This is a genomic window from Sphingobacterium sp. 18053 (assembly GCF_902706145.1).
GTDB lineage: Bacteria > Bacteroidota > Bacteroidia > Sphingobacteriales > Sphingobacteriaceae > Sphingobacterium > Sphingobacterium paramultivorum.
Window position 1 is genome coordinate 659,107 of the sequence record NZ_CACSJW010000002.1, and the last position, 19,148, is coordinate 678,254.

12 protein-coding genes and 1 tRNA gene are annotated in these 19,148 nt (G+C 40.6%); 3 read left to right on the top strand and 10 right to left on the bottom strand.

The features are described from left to right. Positions 1–4: 4 nt before the first annotated feature. Entirely contained in the window at positions 5–2,599 is a 2,595-nt protein-coding gene (locus tag GVK91_RS06670) for a phosphatidylglycerol lysyltransferase domain-containing protein (protein ID WP_159727553.1), read from the bottom strand. 125 nt (positions 2,600–2,724) lie between these two features. Between GVK91_RS06670 and GVK91_RS06675 the strand changes: the two genes are divergently transcribed. Next, positions 2,725–3,960: a glycosyltransferase family 4 protein gene (locus GVK91_RS06675; protein ID WP_153844483.1), complete on the top strand. Its 1,236-nt coding sequence runs from the start codon at positions 2,725–2,727 to the stop codon at positions 3,958–3,960. Between the two features lie 4 nt (positions 3,961–3,964). On the opposite strand, the gene GVK91_RS06680 is transcribed toward GVK91_RS06675, so the two are convergent. Continuing rightward, on the bottom strand, positions 3,965–5,065 hold the full coding sequence (locus tag GVK91_RS06680) for an MBL fold metallo-hydrolase (protein ID WP_153844484.1): 1,101 nt from the start codon (positions 5,063–5,065) through the stop codon (positions 3,965–3,967). An 8-nt stretch (positions 5,066–5,073) separates the two neighbouring features. After that, positions 5,074–5,610, bottom strand: a complete 537-nt coding sequence (dcd, locus tag GVK91_RS06685) for a dCTP deaminase (RefSeq protein ID WP_046673098.1) — start codon at positions 5,608–5,610, stop codon at positions 5,074–5,076. Positions 5,611–5,729: 119 nt separating this feature from the next. Here dcd and GVK91_RS06690 point away from each other — a divergent pair, with 119 nt between their 5' ends. Together GVK91_RS06690 and GVK91_RS06695 are read left to right on the top strand one after the other, a co-directional pair. Further along, the gene (locus tag GVK91_RS06690) at positions 5,730–6,371 is read left to right on the top strand and encodes a 4'-phosphopantetheinyl transferase superfamily protein (RefSeq protein WP_153844485.1); all 642 of its coding nucleotides are present in this window, start codon (positions 5,730–5,732) and stop codon (positions 6,369–6,371) included. A gap of 110 nt (positions 6,372–6,481) precedes the next feature. Then, a tRNA-Glu gene (locus GVK91_RS06695) sits at positions 6,482–6,553 on the top strand. Positions 6,554–6,691: 138 nt separating this feature from the next. Here the strand turns inward: GVK91_RS06695 and GVK91_RS06700 are convergent. From GVK91_RS06700 to GVK91_RS06730, 7 genes are all read right to left on the bottom strand, one after another. Continuing rightward, positions 6,692–7,315, bottom strand: coding sequence for a hypothetical protein (locus GVK91_RS06700; RefSeq protein ID WP_153844486.1), 624 nt, complete (start codon positions 7,313–7,315; stop codon positions 6,692–6,694). 240 nt (positions 7,316–7,555) lie between these two features. Then, the gene (locus GVK91_RS06705; protein ID WP_159727555.1) at positions 7,556–8,896 is read right to left on the bottom strand and encodes a DUF1735 domain-containing protein; all 1,341 of its coding nucleotides are present in this window, start codon (positions 8,894–8,896) and stop codon (positions 7,556–7,558) included. Between the two features lie 22 nt (positions 8,897–8,918). Beyond that, positions 8,919–10,757, bottom strand: coding sequence for a RagB/SusD family nutrient uptake outer membrane protein (locus GVK91_RS06710; RefSeq protein ID WP_159727557.1), 1,839 nt, complete (start codon positions 10,755–10,757; stop codon positions 8,919–8,921). 11 nt (positions 10,758–10,768) lie between these two features. Next, on the bottom strand, positions 10,769–14,071 hold the full coding sequence (locus GVK91_RS06715) for a TonB-dependent receptor (protein WP_200845541.1): 3,303 nt from the start codon (positions 14,069–14,071) through the stop codon (positions 10,769–10,771). 180 nt (positions 14,072–14,251) lie between these two features. Next, the gene (locus GVK91_RS06720; RefSeq protein ID WP_159727559.1) at positions 14,252–15,424 is read right to left on the bottom strand and encodes a FecR family protein; all 1,173 of its coding nucleotides are present in this window, start codon (positions 15,422–15,424) and stop codon (positions 14,252–14,254) included. A gap of 211 nt (positions 15,425–15,635) precedes the next feature. Next, positions 15,636–16,214 (bottom strand): RNA polymerase sigma factor, encoded by a 579-nt coding sequence (locus GVK91_RS06725; RefSeq protein WP_120335201.1) that lies wholly within the window; start codon positions 16,212–16,214, stop codon positions 15,636–15,638. A gap of 143 nt (positions 16,215–16,357) precedes the next feature. Continuing rightward, complete coding sequence (locus GVK91_RS06730) at positions 16,358–19,141, bottom strand: sugar-binding domain-containing protein (protein ID WP_159727561.1); 2,784 nt, start codon at positions 19,139–19,141, stop codon at positions 16,358–16,360. Positions 19,142–19,148: the final 7 nt, after the last annotated feature.

Genomic DNA, 19,148 nt, shown 5'->3' on the forward strand with positions numbered 1-19,148 from the left:
GAAGCTATTCATTCGGTTTCATCACTTTGACCAGTGCAACAGGAAGTTGTAAGAGATCAAAATCGTTATCAAATATAAGGTATTTATTTTCCCAAAATGTCGCATACTTCTCTTTGAAATCACGCAGACTATGGTAATGTTTAAAGTTTCCCAATCGTGTTGAGGCAAACTTCATAATCTTTTCAGCGGGACTATCTGTCGCTCCCAAGCCCGTCATTGGCACCATTCCCAAATTTAGATAGACATACTTTTTAGCTTTAGCATATGTAATAAGCTCAACAATCAATGCATCCATACTCCCACCTGGCGCGTCAAGCGACTTTCGGATCATATCATAAGTACACTCATCTTTAGCATAATCGGGAATAATATTCAGAAAGGCGACAATATTATTTTGCTCATTTTTCAATACAATAATATCTTGCATAATAAGCTCATTTTCATCAAACATCCCTTGCGAAAAAACCATTTCCTTTTTGTCAAATTCTTTCAACCATTCATTGGAAATCAAGCTTAACTGGTCTATGATTGCTTTTTCCTGCGGTGCTTTCAACACTTCTGTTGTAAAACCCTTTTTTTGAATTGCATTAAGTCCATTACGTAATGACTTACGGTCTTTTCCTTCTAGCTTGAATGTTTCCAATTCTAATACAGCCTCCTGTCCAATGGTGATCTTCTGTTTACGAAGGGATGAGAAATGAACCAAGCTATTTTCATCAACACGGTAATAAATGGCCTTTAAACCATTCGCGTAACAGTATTGATCAAATTCATGAACCAGCTCTTCCTTATCTCCCTGTTCACAGACAGGTTCATCCAATACAATAGCAAATTCATTCGCCAAGCGATAAGCGGTAAATCCCTCCGAGACTTCTGAGAAGAACAAACTCTTATCTTTTCCCAATTTAAAGAAGTCCATCGGAGACTGTCCAAACTCAATTAGTAATTGTTCTGCATGCTCCATTTCGGAGCTACTCGAATCTTCGTCATCAATCAGCCGAGGACGTGCAAGTGCGTAGATCAATAAGAACCAACAAAATAGCCCCAAAACTTGGGTGATGCGCAAAAATTCTTGACCAAAAGCTGTTTGTGGCATCAATTCATCATCTGCAAACAACAGAAAACTCCGTGCCGTATGATATATTGATTGTCCCCATGTAAAGTCTAGCCCGAAATGTTGCTTATCAATGAAGTAAAAACTCAACACATCAAACAGGCATATCGCTATCAGAGCAACAAAAAATGTGATAAACCCAATTCTTACCCAACGAATATTACTCTTGATGCGATATTGTTTATAGCTCATTGCCAATAAAATCAAGGTCAATAAAGCAGCCGAAGCTTCTTCATAATCTAACGCTTTAAATACATGGCCAAACAGCGACAAAGCACTAAACACCACGGCGATCCAGAACGCAATACGGAAACCTTTAATCAAGTAGGCTGAAGTAACCAATAGTCCTAAGCCCAAAACCAATACCATAAATTTAGAAGCATGAATTGCTTCTAGCGGTAAATAAAAACGATCCAGTTTCATTCGGTCCGCCAAAGGAGGCGTCAATACAGAAACAAGATTTACCACGCCTAAGAAGAAAATAAGCAGCGCTGGTCCAATACGTGCCAGCAATTGCTTACCACGCCATGCAAAGGCAAGGATCCCCAAGAGTAATGGAAGCCAAAATTCGAATGCCCGATAGAGAATCGTGATTCCTAAGCCCTCGGCCTGCGAATAACCGTATGCTTTAAAAATATACAGCATGGTCAGCTCTACAGCCCCAAGGCCCCGTAGAAAAGGAGAAACAATCATCAATACGACCGAAACAGTATAGGCAATAGCCGCAGCCTCGAAGGAGTGGTCCAAACCAAGAGCATACATACTTACAAAGGCATGGGCAATACCGCAGCATTCGACGACCATGGACGCTAACATGGTACCCAACAAATATTTTAGCTTGACTTCCCCTGAAAATATTTCATCGATATTAGAGGCTACAGCAGGAAACTTTAATTCGACCCAGCGATAGATGCCTTTGTGTGTTCGAAAAGACCAAACGAACCAAAATACGACAGCCAGGAGCAGTCCCAAAACCACCAATGAGATCCAGGCATCACCAAAATTTTTATTATGCCAGATCGTATACAATATAACAGGTACACCAATCATAAAGACCGTCAGTAGTCCGACATAGCCATACAGCGCCCCTGCTTGGTGAATTTGCGTCGTATTTAAATTTCTTTTCCGCAACTCCGTTGTTGTATATGCCAAAGAACTAATCCCACCCGCTGGGAGAAACACACTGAGTAAATTTCTCTTCAGGAAAAGATCAATGGCGATTCTCAGATTAATAGAAAGACCGATCGCTTTAAAACTCTGCACATACATCAATCCCTGAAGCACAATATAAACGATGGTAATTCCAACTCCAACTGAAACCCAGGTTAGGTTAGCCGCGCGCAACTGCGGAATAATTGCCGCAAGCTCTTTCCGCTCATTTCTAAAAAATACGAAGGCCAATAAGATAACCAAAACAGCTATTAGTTCCTTCCAATAGGTCTTTGGTGAAAAATGTCGAATCCGTTGAGCAATAGTTTTGGCCATATGATCGTTTAATGATGAATAACCTTTAAATATATTATAAACACTAAAATAAAGCTAATCGTTTGAAAATGACTAATTGTTAATTTTTCGTAAATTCTTTTCACATTAATCAGTAATTTTCCTGCATGAAAGAGAAAAAGGTTTTGTTCATCGGACTTGTGTGGCCAGAGCCAACATCTTCAGCAGCGGGCTTTCGCATGATGCAATTAATTGACACATTCTTGAATGGCTTTTCTCAGATTACTTTTGCCTCAGCGGCGGCTAAATCACCTTATAGCGCCCCTTTACAATCACTGGGTGTGCATGAGCAAGCAATCGTGCTAAATAGCGATAGCTTTGATAAATTTATCATTCAACTTCAACCCGACATTGTTGTATTTGATCGCTTTATGGTGGAGGAGCAATATGGTTGGCGCGTTGCCCAGCAATGCCCTAACGCACTTCGCGTACTCGACACGGAAGACTTGCATTTTTTACGCCAGGCGAGGCAGGCGTCCGTCAAAAATAAAGGTGATTTCTCCTTTCAAGAGTTATTTACAGATACCGCTAAACGGGAAATTGCCTCAATTCTGCGAAGTGACCTCTCCTTGATTATCTCCGAATCCGAAATGAAGATTCTTATTGAAGAATTTCGAATTTCACCCGACATCCTCTATTACCTCCCTTTCCTTGAACATGAGATCAGTTCTACTGAAATTAATCAATGGAAGCCCTTTGAAGAGCGTAAGAACTTACTATTTATCGGAAATTTTATCCATGAGCCGAACTGGCATACGGTTCAATATCTAAAAACACAAATCTGGCCCCAATTACGGAAGATGCTTCCCAAAGTAGAATTGCACATTTATGGAGCCTATGCAACCCAAAAAGTACTCCAGTTAAACAACTCTAAGGAGAATTTCCTGATCAAGGGCCGAGCGGAATCTGCTCGTCTTACCATGGAAAACTACCGTGTACTGGTAGCTCCAATTCAATTTGGTGCCGGTGTGAAAGGAAAGTTTATCGACGCTATGCAGACAGGCACGCCATCTGTCACCACGACAGTTGGAGCAGAAGCCATGAAGGGTAATTTGGATTGGAATGGTTTTATCGAAGACGATCCCGAAACTTTCTGCAGAAAGACTGTCGAGCTCTACGAAAACGAAGATCTTTGGAAAACGGCCCAAGAACATGGTATCCGTATTATCAACGAGCGTTATGAAAAACGAAAATATCAGGCCGACTTTATGACGAATCTATCTTTGTTAAAAGTGCAGATTGACAGGCACCGCCAACAAAACTTTATTAGTCAGATATTGTTGCACCACACGATGCAGAGCACAAAATATATGTCTTTATGGATTGAGGAAAAAAATAAATAGATCTTTAGTTGACTTCACGCCACCAAGGCGCGTATACTGTATCTAATCTATTAAAATGGATCATTTCCCCTATTTTTGGCGTAAGGAGAGTGATCTGTTCTTTGTTCGCTGTCTCGTAAAATTTCTCCATTGGCTCTTTCCAGTCGTGCATAGCCAACGCGAACTTAGAAGAATGAACGGGCAAAATAGCTTGAGCTTTCAGATCCTTCGTTTCAGCAGCCCATTCGTCAGGTAAGGAATGGATATAATGCCAGGCATCGTTATACTGGCCATTTTCCAAGATTGCTAAATCAAATGGACCGAACTGGTCACCTATCTTTTTGAAGTGCTTACCATATCCGCTGTCTCCACCCAAGAAAATAGTGTACTGGGAAGTTTTTAACACAAAGGATGTCCACAAGGTATTATTCCGTGTAAATCTTCGTCCCGAAAAGTGCCTTGCGGGTGTGAAGGTTACCTGAAAATCGGGCGCCAGTTTTATCTGGTCGTACCAGTCACCCTCGATGATCTGATCGGACTTATATCCCCAAGATTCAAAATGCGCCCCCACGCCAAGACCACAAATCACCCGACCGACTTTATCCCTCAATTTCACAACAGTCTCATAGTCCAGATGATCGTAATGATCATGAGAGATAAACAAATAATCAATTTTCGGAAAAACCATCGTCGCATAGTCGACAGACATCTTAAATGCTTTATTGCTCCCTGGGATAGGAGAAGCATTTGGGCTGAACACCGGATCAACCAATATTAATTTTCCATCTAACTTCAACAGGTAGGAGGAGTGACCAAACCAAATCAGAACGTCATCTGCGGGAAGATGTGCTAAATCGCATTCCATAGCAGGCAATACGTTGATCGGTTTCAAGTGGGGATTTTTGTTGAAAAGGAAATCCCACAGCAAAGAGACCATATTCACATCGCCTTTCAACGATGGCGTTACTTCGAGATTATGAAAAACACCATTTTTAAAATTTGGTGACTGTTTCATACGTTCAAGCCGAGCTCCTTTGAAACTTCCACCAAACATTGGATGAACAAAATAATAGAGTACTCCACTGATGAGAACAATCAATAGAGCCCCTAAAATAATCCATCCCATATTCCGCATCAGAAATTATTCTTCCACATCATGGATTCCACCGGGCGGATGGTCTTGCCATTGTATTTTGCGTTACCTTTGGTATTATAAAATGTTTCGATATCGCCTTCTACAGCAAAATAGATCAATTGTCCAATAGGCATTCCCGCGTAAACCCGAACAGGTTGGGCAACCGAAATTTCCAAGGTCCAGGTATTACAGAAACCGACATCACCCTTTCCTGCAGTTGCATGGATATCTATCCCTAAGCGACCAGTACTCGATTTGCCTTCTAAAAAAGGAACATGCTTATGCGTTTCGGTATACTCTTGCGTAACGCCTAAATAAAGGGTATTGGGTTCCAATACAAACCCTTCTTCCGGGATTTCAAAATGCTGAATTTCATTGTGTTTCTTGGCATCAAGGACACGGTCTGCATACGTTGCCAAATATTTCCCCAAATGCACATCGTAGGAATTTGTTCCCAAACATTTACGATCAAATGGTTGAATGACAATACTGCCATTTTCAATCTCTTCGAGAATTCTTTTATCAGATAAAATCATGTGTATCAAAATAGCAAAAGCGTCAGGCAATGCTATACAAATTCAAAAATACAGTTCTCCCACTAATTTTACTTCATTTTTCCAAACAAAAATCTGGGATTTGTTTTTTAAATTTGGGTATGAGTCTAGTGTATCTACGTGAAATTGATAATCAAACCAAATTTGCAATTTGGCGAATTGAGGAATCGGACGACGATTTACTGTCGAAACTTCAATTGGATGAACGTGAAAAAGCAAAATTAGGGTCCTTCAATAAAGGGAAAAGACGGTTACATTGGCTTGCCACACGTGTTCTCCTGCGAACCCTATTGAACACATCCCGTTATATCGAATGTCCTTCGGATGCAAATGGCAAGCCTTATCTCGCTAATTTTCCCCAAAAAATATCACTTTCACACTCATTTGATTATGCAGCAGCTATGATCAGTACAAAAGGTGAAGTTGGTATCGACATGGAAATCATCAAAACAAAAGTAGAGCGCATCCAACATAAGTTCCTAAAACCTGCGGAGCTTGCATTCATCGCCCAAGATGAGAGCCGATATGAGCAGCTTTATGCTTGCTGGTGCGCCAAAGAAGCGATTTATAAACTTCAAGGCAATGCGGGGGTCTCCTTCTTGAACAACATGACCATACAACCATTCGAATACCAAACACAAGGCATATTAAAACTTGAACTCGACAGCGATCAAAATAAACATATTTATGATGTATATTACGAGAAGTTTAATGAATATATGCTCGCCTACGCTGTAGAATAGGTCCTTTAAAAAAATAATTTTTCTCAATTTCAATGAATTAGCATCCAAACAGCACTTTTTTTTTGCGCTTTTTGAAAAAGCTTCTATATTTGCATCATCGAAAACGATATGGCCCGTTCGTCTAGGGGTTAGGACGCAAGATTTTCATTCTTGAAACAGGGGTTCGATTCCCCTACGGGCTACAAAAAGCGACTTCAAAAGAGTCGCTTTTTCTATTTAAAGCCTACACCTTTTTAATGCCTTTGATAAGCATATTGCCTCTCAAAAAAATCAATAGAAATCTATTACCAGCGTAGTCAAAAGCATACAGCTTAGTTGTTTTACTTCCTATCTAAAGGTTCAAAATTTTCAAGCCGCATTACCTGTGCAAATTGTATCAGTTCAGCTTTTAATTGTTCGATCGTCAAATTGTCTACCTTTTTAGGCGAGTAAACTTTAATTAATGAATCAATGTCTAAATATATTCTATCCTGCTTGGAACTTGCCACGAAAGCCATAAAGCGTTCTCTTTCTACTTTTGGATGCTTAACTAAAGCCCTAAATTCAATATTACTCGGAAATCCCATGATTACATTGAACTGTATTCGATAACCATCAATTACAATCTCTTTGATTTCTTCGGTAAAATTCCATTTCGATTTTTCATTAATATAGGCTGTAGCAAATCCTATCCGATCCAATTCATCGAATGGCTGTATATTAAGTGCTTTCTTCTTAACCCATATTTTATTCAGCCAGGTCAAGTAAGTCATTCCGACTAAGAAAAGAGGGAATATAACGGACCCTAACAGAAAAACGCTGATGAAAAGAGTCCAGGTAGGATAATCTCCATTCGCAATAGAAATTGCCATGGGAAGGATAACAAAGAGTACGGTAAAACTTAACGATAATATCTTGAATGCTAAGAAGAATTTATGCTTATTGAGTTCTAAAAAGTTATTCATTATAATGTAGTAATATAGCTCGGTATAAAGGATAGCTGCTTGACAAATAAATATACTAGGGAAGTCGAAACTTCCGGCTTAGGCCATTCAGCATCACCTAATTCAGCGCAAAAGTATCAAATAAGAACAAATATTAAAAAAGTAAAAAAGTCACTCCGGAAAATGGAGTGACTTTCAGCTCTACCAGATTGCAAGCTAGACTATACTTGAAGTTGTATTATGTCTAATCTCGGATGCATTTTATAGTCCTTTAACATATACTTCTGCTATAGCGGATGAAGGAGGACGATTACTTGCTGTTACTGTACATTTTAAATAACGGGCTTTTGTTGTCGGAACATTAACGGCCAACGTTGATTTGGGACTATTTGTTCCAAAATCAATCTTTCCTAATGGAACATATGTTTTATTATCATTACTAGCCGAAAACTCAACAACTTTTAAATCATTATTCCAAAGTCGCCTTGTCAATTCAATCATCATCACATTATATTCTTTGCCAAAATCTATAATCACGTAATGTGGCAACGGTGGTTCTCCGCCCATCCATATGTTATGCCAGAAAGTATCTGGGTTTCCGTCCAGTATATTTTCCTTTTCACCACCGCCAATCCATTCGGAAGAAGCAGCGATGACCTTCCAGCCACTACGTGGAATATCCGGCGGCTGAAATGAAACAGGAACTAATATTGTCGAAGCAACGGGGTTAATACTATTTTTTGAAACAGACTTAATCCGTAAAGGCAAAGCATATTCTCCGAATAAATTGGTTGATCCATCAATAAGTCCCTTTTTTTGAATGGTGTATGAGAAACTCGCTTTATTCTCCTTCTCAGCAATTTTATAAGGTGCAGGCAAAAGCTGATAAGCCGCTTTCGGCAGTAATTTCAACTTCTTATCATCTGATACCGTCCCATTGTAATCATCCAAAATCATGGGATCTACTTCAATTTCGTAGTCAAGATTCCATTGATTAGGATAGTTTGTCACCAATGTAGCTTCTCCTATAACTTGTTCAGCACTAGTGGGGCTTAATTTGATTTGATCCAGCTGCAGTCCTGGCGATGTGAACTCCAAAAAAGGATCTTTAACGTTGGGGATGAGCAATGTAGTTGCCATTTCAGGTTTCAGCGCATGCAATCCTTCAGCTTCAATACGACAGGGAAGCACATACAACTCCTTATACTTTCCCTGCAACGCTTTTATACGTTCGCTATCAAAAACAATTGCTATATCATGTAAATAGTCTTTTTTTGAAAATTCTAAAGCGGTATTGTCGATTTTATAGCAATCTGGGGGGAGCAACTTATAGTTTGTACCCTCTTGCGCATTATATGCCGCTAGATAAGCTTCGTCAATCTTAAAGTTGACCTTTGCTTCCTGCTGTCCAATTCCAGCCTTCACAACAGTTACATTATAATCAAACTTTCCCCAGTCAAATACCGTTATTTTATTCTCTTTAAAGTCTCTGAAATAAATGGTGTCATCGACCATATTATTCATTCGATCATCCTTTTGACATCCATTCATCAAAACCAATGTCAGTAGGAAAATACAATAGGAAATACAATTTCTCATCATTTTCTGTATTAGTAAATAAGTACTACCATCCATAGTTTTGCGTCATGTTGACCATCTCACTCAGTTGCTGCTGATGTATCGGAAAGAAATAGTGTTTTGCTTGAAATACCCGTTTGCCAGGGAAGACATCTTTTGTGCGTTCCCATGAAGTCTCATAGGTTGTCGCTGCAACATTGCGTGTGTAATAAGGTTCATTCATTTCCTGTTCTGCAATCATCCATGTTCTTAAATCCGGATAGCGATGTCCTTCAAAAGCCATTTCTACCATGCGCTCTTTACGAAGAAGTCCTCGAAGCAATTCTTTATTTCCCAAGACTTCAGGATAAGCCTCCTCCAATTTATTCAATCCGCTGCGTTGGCGAACGAGATTAACATATTTCAAGGCCTCAGTTTCATTTCGGTTTGGCTTTTCATTACATGCTTCAGCATAATTGAGGTATATCTCTGCCAAGCGATAAAAAGGCCAGGCAAACTGTCCCCAGTTTCCAGATTCTATATCGTTTGTTGGGTCACTCATCCTCCGCCAGAGATATCCCGATTTTACACAGTCGCCAGTTTTGGTATAGGTCGATGTTCCTCCATCGAAAAACGTCACCTTTTTGTCGCCATGCAACCTATTAATCCAGTACATTCCATTCGCCAGAATAGATGCATAAAAACGTGCATCACGTCCCACACAACTGTTATGTGCTTTAAAGGCAGCAAAATTGTCCAATGGATGCACATAGTTATCTGTAAATCCAGTTTCTTGGTAACCAGATTTTTCATCAATAATAGGTTGGCCATTGCTATTGTAGCCCGTAATTGGATAACGTCCAGAGCTCGCCATTGGATAAGAATCGACCAATTTCAATGAAGGAGCATATCCACCCCAGCCCATCGTAACGACTCGCGGCGGCGCGGTACGAACATTATAATTAAAGCCATCGTCTGACCAGCGGCCCCAAATAATTTCCGAATTCCACTTTTCAAAATAAATACCCATATATGATTTTATCGCACGACGAAAGTTGTTCGTCTCTTTATTATCCTGATACAGGGTATATAAATTTAGATTAATGAGATCTTTAGCCGCTTGGGCAGCTAGCTCCCATTTAGTAGGATCAACAGTTTGAGGAAACAGGAATTCACCATTTCTATTCTTCAAACCCACATATAATTTCGCTCCATTAAATAACGGTCGTGCCATGTACAACAATAACTCTGATTTAGCGGCCATTACTGCACCTTTGGTCAAGCGACCATACCAGGCCTGATCGGTAATCTCCTTAGGTAATACAGCAGTTGCTTTATCAAATTCCGAGAGTATAAAATTAACGTTGGCTTCCAAGGACATGCGATCCACTGTCTTAGCATCGATCTTATCGTCTGCAGCACGATCACCCCAAACAAATACAGGCCCGTAGCGTTTTAACAATAGGTAATAAAAATAAGCACGTAAAAACCTGGCTTCCGCCTTCATCGTACTTTTAGTAGATTCATTGAGCTCTACGTTTTTATCAACATTATTGATAAAAATGGCCGCCTGGTTAATGCCTTGATAATTATGTACCCATGTCGCATAATCATCTGTTGTCACCCCCCAACCTCCATTTGTGAAGTTGAGCCAAGGTACCCATGCTACCCAGGAGAACAGCGCTTCATCGCTAAGCGGCACATTCCCCCCCTCACTATTAAATAGATCATGTTCAATGGGCAAGTAACCATATACTTGCGCGAGATACCGTTCGGTTGTTGTACGCTTCTGAAAGGTTTCATCAAGGGTCTTCTGGTTTGCCAAATCCACATCCAAATACTTACTGCATGCCCCAAAGAAAACCGGTACTAAAAGACAAGTCAAGAGGTAAATATATTTTTTCATCGTTTTTTCGTTTAGAATATCACACTTAGACCAATATTAAATACGCGCATTTGCGGATAACCACTTCCCGAGACCGTTTCCAATTCTGGATCCCATAATTTGAATTTACTGAACGTAAAAACATTGACTCCTTGGGCATAAAAACGCATTGTTGACATTTTCCATTTTTCTATCCAACGTTTAGGTAGTGTATAACCAAACTCCAGATTTTTTAAACGGATAAAGCTCATATCGCGCTGCCACCATGTAGATGCCTGAGAATTATTGGCAATATTGAGAGACATACGCGGATAAATAGCGTCCGGGTTTGGGTTATCAGCGCTCCAACGATGATCTGCGACATCGAAATAAATTTGTCCTGCATTCCAGATATTGCCTGTCTGCCCATACAAGGGCCCTCCGGCAATAATTCGCGTAATCTCACCCACACCATGAAAAAATGCGGCAATATCAAATCCTCTCCAGGATACACTCGTTCCAAATCCATAGGTCAACTGTGGCATATCAGTATCACCTATAGCGACCTTGTCCTGCTCGGTTATCTGTCCATCTCCATTAATGTCTCGATACTTGAGATCTCCCGGGTGCGGACCATCTCCGTATTTCTGTACCGGACTGTGTGCTATTTCCTCTTCGGACTGGAATAAGCCCAGCGCTATCAAGCCCCGCTGCTGTCCCCAGCGTTGTCCGATATCCGATTGGTAAGCCCACACAGGAACAGGTTTATCATCAAATAACTTTTTATTACGATTATAGGTGATATTCCCACGAATCTGAAGGCCGAAATCTCCCTGATGGTGATTAAATTCCAATGATCCTTCTATACCCCTATTCTCCATTTGACCAATATTTACTAAAGGTTTCACATTTACCCCAACAACAGAAGGCACACTCTCCTGTGGGATATAAATCCCATCGCGCTTCTCAGCGAAATAATCCGTCTGAATGGTCAATTTATTAAATAGCGTCAATTCTAAACCAATATTTCGTTTCAATGCACTCTCCCAGGCTACCAATGGATTTCCGGGATAACCTGTGGCAATTCCAGTCAATGGTTTTTGCCCCCCTATACCAAATGAATATCCTCCACGGTCTTCCATCTCCGAGTTATAAGCAAACCGACGTTTTCCATCAATTTTATCGCTACCAATCTTACCGATGGATCCGCGGATCTTCAAGAAGCTAATCACGGGTAATAAGGACTCAAAGAATGGCTCATTACTTAGCACATAACCCATCGCCAAGGACGGAAAGAATCCAAAACGCTTCTTAGGGGCAAAGTTTTCTGAACCGTTATAACCAAAGTTGCCTTCGATAAAATAGCGATCCTTATACGAATAAGTCAGACGGGAAGCAATTCCGGTATTTCGATAAGGTAACGCAGCTATATAATTGTTCTCCGGAAAATTATTCGTGCGCTCACGCATAGAGAATAAAAATAGCCCCCCGAAACGATGCTTCTCCGCAAACAATCTGTCGTACATTAGTGAGCTTTCAAAGTTGATTGCCCGCTCGCCAGAATGCCAATCCTTTAATGTGAAATAATCGCTTCCAGCGCCATTATCTTTCAAAATCAAATTTCCATCACTATCCCGGGCATTCGTCTTATCCACATAATAAGTGATAGGATTTTTACGTCTGTCCAAAGAAGTCGAATTTTTAGCATCCCAAGAGAATTTGACATTTGCTCTTAATCCAGGTGTGATCAACTCTGAGAAATCTTGCGTTACGCCAACCAGCGATTGCGCATTATTCCAAAAATCCTTTGAGTATCCTGTTGTATTCAGAAAATAATATGGACTCATTGTATAGGCACCATTAGAAAATTGCGTTGGAATTGCCACTGGTGTCGTATGCAAGATAGTCTCGTACATCGTTCCCAAATCTAGTCCCAGACGGTTCTTTGTTTCAAATTGATTGGAGAGATTTAGGTTTACCTCAGTTGAAGGAGAAAGCTTGATATCTACATTAGATCGGAAATTGATCCTGTCAAAGTTCACCGAAGGATCATAGTTTGATGTTTTACGAGGCTGAAAGATGCCATTCTCTTTCATGTAAGAACCCGACACATAATATTTGATAAAATCTCCACCTCCGGTCACATTCACATTCAAACGTTCATTCGACGTTCTTTTCTTAAATATTTCTTGCATCCAATCCACATTAGGATACACATCCGGATCCACTTTATTCACGTACTTATTTATTTCTTCCTGCGTTAATGGTACTTTACCAGAGGCTTCAAAGTTGATATCATTATAATAATCTAACCATTGCGTAGCATTGGCCAATTTCGGCAGTCGTGTCGGCTCCAACATCCCCCGTTCGACACGAGCATTAATTGTTGGTTTGGCACTTTTCTTTCCTCTTTTTGTTGTAATGATCACAATGCCATTCGCTCCCCTTACACCGTACACCGCTGTGGCTGTTGCATCTTTCAAAACTGAAAAAGACTCTACATCCTCAGGATCAACTAAATCCATCGGACGTTCGATACCATCGACTAAAATCAATGGGCTATTACTTCCAGCAAAACTACTGACCCCCCGTATCCAGAACGAAGTTGCGGAGCCCGGCTCTCCCGAGCCTTGCACCGTGACAACCCCAGCCATCTGTCCCGCCAATGAGCTACTAAGTTTTGCGACCGGGGTTTTCAATTGCTGTGGAGAAACACTACTAATTGCGCCCACCACACTGATTTTACGTTGTTTTCCATAAGCAACCACAACGGCTTCCTCCAAATCGCTTACAGCAGGCTCCAAAGTGACATTCAGCTGATTTGACGTACTAATATTACGCTCAGAAGACTGAAATCCTACCAGCGAAAACTGCAGCACCTTATGCTGATCTTCAATTTCCAAGGCAAATTGTCCCTGCGCATCGGTCTTCGTTCCAATATTTGTCCCCTTAACCGAAACAGTGACACTTTCCAATGGCATCCCCTTAACATCCGACACAACCCCTCTTATTTTACGTCGCTGCAAGATCACCGCGGTGCTGGGAGAAACTGGCAGAGAAGCCGCTTTGGCCATAATCAATACCGTGTTCAGATTCAATTCGTAGGTCAGATTTCTTTCCGATAGAAACTCTTGCAGGACCTCTTTAAAGTTTTTGTGATTTGCTTTAATGGTCACTCTTTTCTGTTTATTAATCAAACTGTTATTGTACAAAAACTCGTACCCCGTTTGTTTTTGAATCTCATCCAGGACGTCCACCAAACGTCCATTTTTTATATCCAATGTCACTTGTTGACCAAAGCTAGATGCATGAACATGCACCATGGAGATGATGAGGATTAGTATGCATACTTTCATCCTGATAAATGCTTTTACAAAGAATTTTTGTGTAAAAAAGCAACTTTTGCTATTCCTTTTATACATTTGTATAGGTTTGGTGTTAAATGGTTTATAACTCAATTAGGTTTATTTAATTGCTAAACTACGATCGGGAGTGTTGCGAGCACTTCCGATTACTTTTAGCTCAAGGTCTCATTATTACATAACAAGGACCCTCCCATCCTGAATTTTAAATTTATAATTGGATATTTTTTCCAGCTGCCGCAATAAATCCGAGAGCTTTTTGGTCCTCTTTATCATCCCCGTAAATTTATCGCTGGACGATGAATTCACCTTGACTTCCTTGATATCATACCATTCACCCACTTTTTGCAAGACAGTCTCAATATTATCTTCGGTAAAGCGAAAGAAGCCATCCCGCCATGCGAGAACCTCTTTTAAGTCGGCTTCCTGTACCACAATTTGTTTCGTATGCAGATTAGTCTGCGCCTGCATTCCTGGGGTTAAAATCTGCTGATTACGCCCTGCAGCTACAGCAACCTTACCTTTGATTAAAGTAGTCAGGATTTTAGTTTTACTGAGATCGGAGGCGATATTGAATTGCGTGCCCAACACTTTAATTTGGGTTTGTTTCGTCTGAACAATAAAAGGCTTGCTACTGTCATGAGTGACATCAAAATAGGCTTCACCATCCAAGGATACCGTTCGGATGTGATCATCAAAATGTGTCGGATAGGTCAAGCTAGCGCCCGAGTTTAGTTGAACTTGTGTGCCATCAATCAGCCTCACGGTTAATGCACTACCTTTTGGACTAAGGAAAGTTCTCATCTCAGACTTGCCTTTGCCATTATTTCTAATTTGATACACTACTGTACCATCTGTTGCTTTAACGATGCTCAGATCGTTTTTATCCAAGGTTTCAGGATGCTCTTCTGAAATTGAATATTGATCACCATTTGAAAGTTTAAGTATAGGCGCACCGTTTTCCGGCAAGGCGATTTCCCTTGGCGAGATGGCTTGTTGAGACGTTATTTCCTTCGCGTTTTGCTGGACCAGAAACAAAATTGAAAAACAAAAAACAACAATTGCAGCTGCAATCGCCCCCCATTTGATGTAGCGTAGCTTTGATTTTCTTTCATCTCCTATCTCTTCATGATGTTCCCCTATTCGACTTGAGATCTGATTTAAAACCTGATCCCTGTTAAACAGCTCCGAGCGTTCAGGAATTCTTTCGCCCATACGTTCAAAAAGATCGGAGAATTCAGCTTCTTCCAGCTGATCTAATTGATCGAGCATCTCTTTCAGTTCCGAACGAGAGATTGTATTTCTAAAATAATGGGTTAGCAAATAGCGTAGTCTTTCTTCTTGCATGGTCAAATTGGTTCGTACTTTCTAAGTATTGATTTTAGACAGTACACCGCAAAAACAGAAAAGGACTACACTGAAAAATATTTTTTTAAAAAATTTTAGATCAAGCCGAAATCACCTATGGCCATAATAATTTCTAAATAGATCTTAAGCCTTGCCATAAAAAATGTAAACAGGCACTTAATATAGATACATCAATAAATGAGATCCTTTTTCAGAAAAAATAAAAAAATAGGGATAATAGCGGATTTCGTCCAGAACGGACTTGTTTTAAATGTTTCGATGCTCTGGCAAGATGGTTTTTTACAGTGTTCTTAGAAAGATTTAGTTCCTCTGCAATTTGATTGTGAGGTATTCCTTCGATTCGGCTTAATGTAAAAACAAGTTTTTGTTGTTCAGGAAGTAGAGCAAGATAATTTTCTATTTCACCAGCAAGTTCCTTTCGTTCTATTAAACCGTCGGCGCTATCCGAATGATGTTCAATATGGTAATATAGAAGCTCAAAGGCCGAATGAGAACGTTTAATACTTCTTAGTTTATTGAAACACTCTCTTTTAGTCAATACATAGAGAAAGGGCCAGAGATCCACATCCTGTTTTATACTTTCTCTATTGGTCCACAGTTTCACGAAAACTTCCTGCACGACATCCTCGCTCCAGCCTGTATCTTTCAACAGGTGGAAAGATACATCGAAAATGCGGTCTGCATATCGTTCGTAAAGTTTTGGTAAAACAGCCTGCTTTCCTATAGAGAGCGCCTGGATCAAATTGGCTTCATCGTTTTCTTTTCTCATAACTAAAGCGCCCAATCTTCAGTTTATTGGTCTTTGTGCTTTTCACAGGTAACAATTAGATTACAAGGCCAAGTTAACAATTATTTCAACATCTTTATTTTAAAAAATCAAGCATATTAAATTTTTCCAAAGCGATCTTCTAACTAATAGATCGCTTTGGGTTCGGATTTTTCTTGCGCTTCTTTGTAGCGCAATACCTGCGATAGAATTGCTGGATTTTCGATCACTTTAGGCCTAAACTTTGTACTGTTCATATACGTTAAGATGGAGCTCAACAGCTGTCTTGCAACGGGCCTATTGGTTAGATCCGCCTCCAGATCAAACGTAGCGATCATCAGCTTGCCTGATCCTGCCGTTCCTTCAAAAAGAGATGCTAATCTTCTATTATTGGCAAAGTTATCAATGAGCTCTACAACTGCATTTCCGCCTTTGACCTGATCCGTAATCATCGTAGTCGATTTAATTTGGAGATCCCACCATTGCCAATCCGTATGATTATCTGTCGGGAAATCGGCAAATACAGGGTGTTTAGGGTCACAAAGCAAGCCCATTGTACCTGCCTGTTTTGGAAAATGTACCGGGCTCCAAAAAACAGGAACGAACTTCCCTTCAATACCGTTTATTTTCTTCCAATCGGGATTTAAAAGTACCTTTTTCCCTTCTTTCAGCAAGTGCATTGCTTCCTCCAATTCGCGCGTATAGCTAACTTCCCCAAAATCAACGGCTACCTTTTGAGGATACACCCAAATATTCCAATGATTTTCGTATGAAGTACCCTCAAGTTTAAGTTGAATCGTCAATTTCTTCGCCTGTCCAATTGTTTGTAATGGTATTTCTACATGCCCCACATTGCCTTGATGTCCCTTTCCAATGGTTGACTGAAAATGTCCTTGTGCGACTATTTTTCCCGCATCTTTCAGGAACCAACTAATCCCCTGATTCTTCAAAATCTCCTGTCCATAATTACTCACATCTATAGAAGCTTCGAACGTTTCATCGTTGGTATATACCGCTTTCGCAAACTGGAGTAAAGGCACTACTGGAGCGCTAAATTGTCGAAATTCGGCCGCTGAGAGAATATGTTTGCTGTCCCAAAAAGCATCTAATAAGCCCACCAACGCCGTTCCTTGACCAGGGAAATCGTGAAGATCAAGGAGCTGATAACCGCTGATACCCGGTGTCTTCAACGCTCTTTCCATCTCCTCTTTGTACAGAATAGCTGCCAATTTCCCCGAGGACATCGTATATGCACTGGCCTTATGTAATAATCCTTTTTGTTTTAGATCTTCTGCAACAGAAATGAAGTTTAATGGTTTTAAAACACCTTTATATTTTTTGATTTCGGCGAGATTGGGATAGACAGCATATTGTCCAATTTCGTGCGTCACGACCGGAATCGAAATTCCTTCCAAAGAATTGCTGTAGTTTTTATTGAATGTAGGTGCTTCGCTATTAAATACACCTTGTCCCCGCACCCAGCCCTTGGCTGTCCACTGGGTAATCAGATAATCATCATAGGGTTCTTCCTTCACACCATGCCCTTGCTGGAATGTAAAAGAAGTTGCCGTATAAAGATGCCGTTTGTCTTTTTCCTTTACGTATTTTACCAGATCATTCAGCGCATTGAAATCACCACTCAACTCATTACCCATACTCCAAAAACAAAAGGACGGATGATTTCCATAAGTCTGCATTATTCGATCGGCCTCTTCATAGAGAAAATTCATCACTCCCTCATCTTTACCAAGATTATTCTCCCAGATTGGCAACTCAATTTGAAGATAGAATCCCAATTCGTCGGCAACAGCAAAGGCCGCCTCAGGAGGACACCATGAATGAAACCTCAGATGATTTAACCCCCATTCGCGTGCTGTCACAAAGACTTTTCTCCAACCGGCCTTATCCATCGGCGGATGTCCCGTTAACGGGAAGATACTGCACTCCAATGTTCCCCTCAAAAATAAAGGCTCACCATTGACTTTTAGCATGGTCCCATCCGTAGAGAGCTCACGCATACCTATTGAGGTACTCAATGTTGATACGGCATCTGCGGTTTTCAATTCCAGACTGATGTCGTACAAATGCGGCGAAAATTCGCTCCAAAGTTTCAGTTTGTCACCAAGAAGGTAGTTTAGGTTGATCGCTGAATCCCTTGGCGACAGCTGAATGGTTCTTTCAACTGGTGGTAGGGAACCCATTTTGTCTTTTACCTTTATTTTCAGTTTACCGACAACGGCCTTTGCAAGTTTATTACGGAGATTGATCTGCAGATTGATTTCCTTTTTCGCTAGATTAGGGCTCGCATACACAGACTTCAGACGCACCGCATCGTAGGCCTGAATAGCAATCTTTCCAAGAATGCCATTCCAAATAATTTGGGTGTGATCGGTATAAGCATGCGCCATATCATCAACACTGATCGGGAGCTTCTTCCTGTTATCTACGCGGATTGTCAACCGATGTTTCTTTCCTGTTTTCAGTAGTGAACTTAAGTCAAACTCATGCGGACTGACAAGGCTACGTTGCTTTTGTACTACTGCTATCCCATCGATCCAAACCATAGACTCCCAAAGAACACGCTCGAGGGTTAAGATCATCTCCTTACCTGCCCAACCTGCTGGGATTGAAAGTTCCCGTGTATACCATGCGGCCCCCACATAACGATGTGCTCGCGTAAGATGCGAAAGCTGAGGTTTGGCAAGAGCAGGTGTCAACGTATTTACGGTTCCTAAACCCGCATCATCTGTTGTTCCTGGTAATTTAATCGATGTTTCGAACGATTTACCAGCCCAACCATGCTCGATACCGACATCTTCGGGATCAAGCCGAACTTTCCACTCGCCTGCAAGATCAAGACGATTTACTCCATCTGCCCAGACCGTATAACTTTGAAATAGAACGACGAATACAATGATATAGCGATACATACTGAAA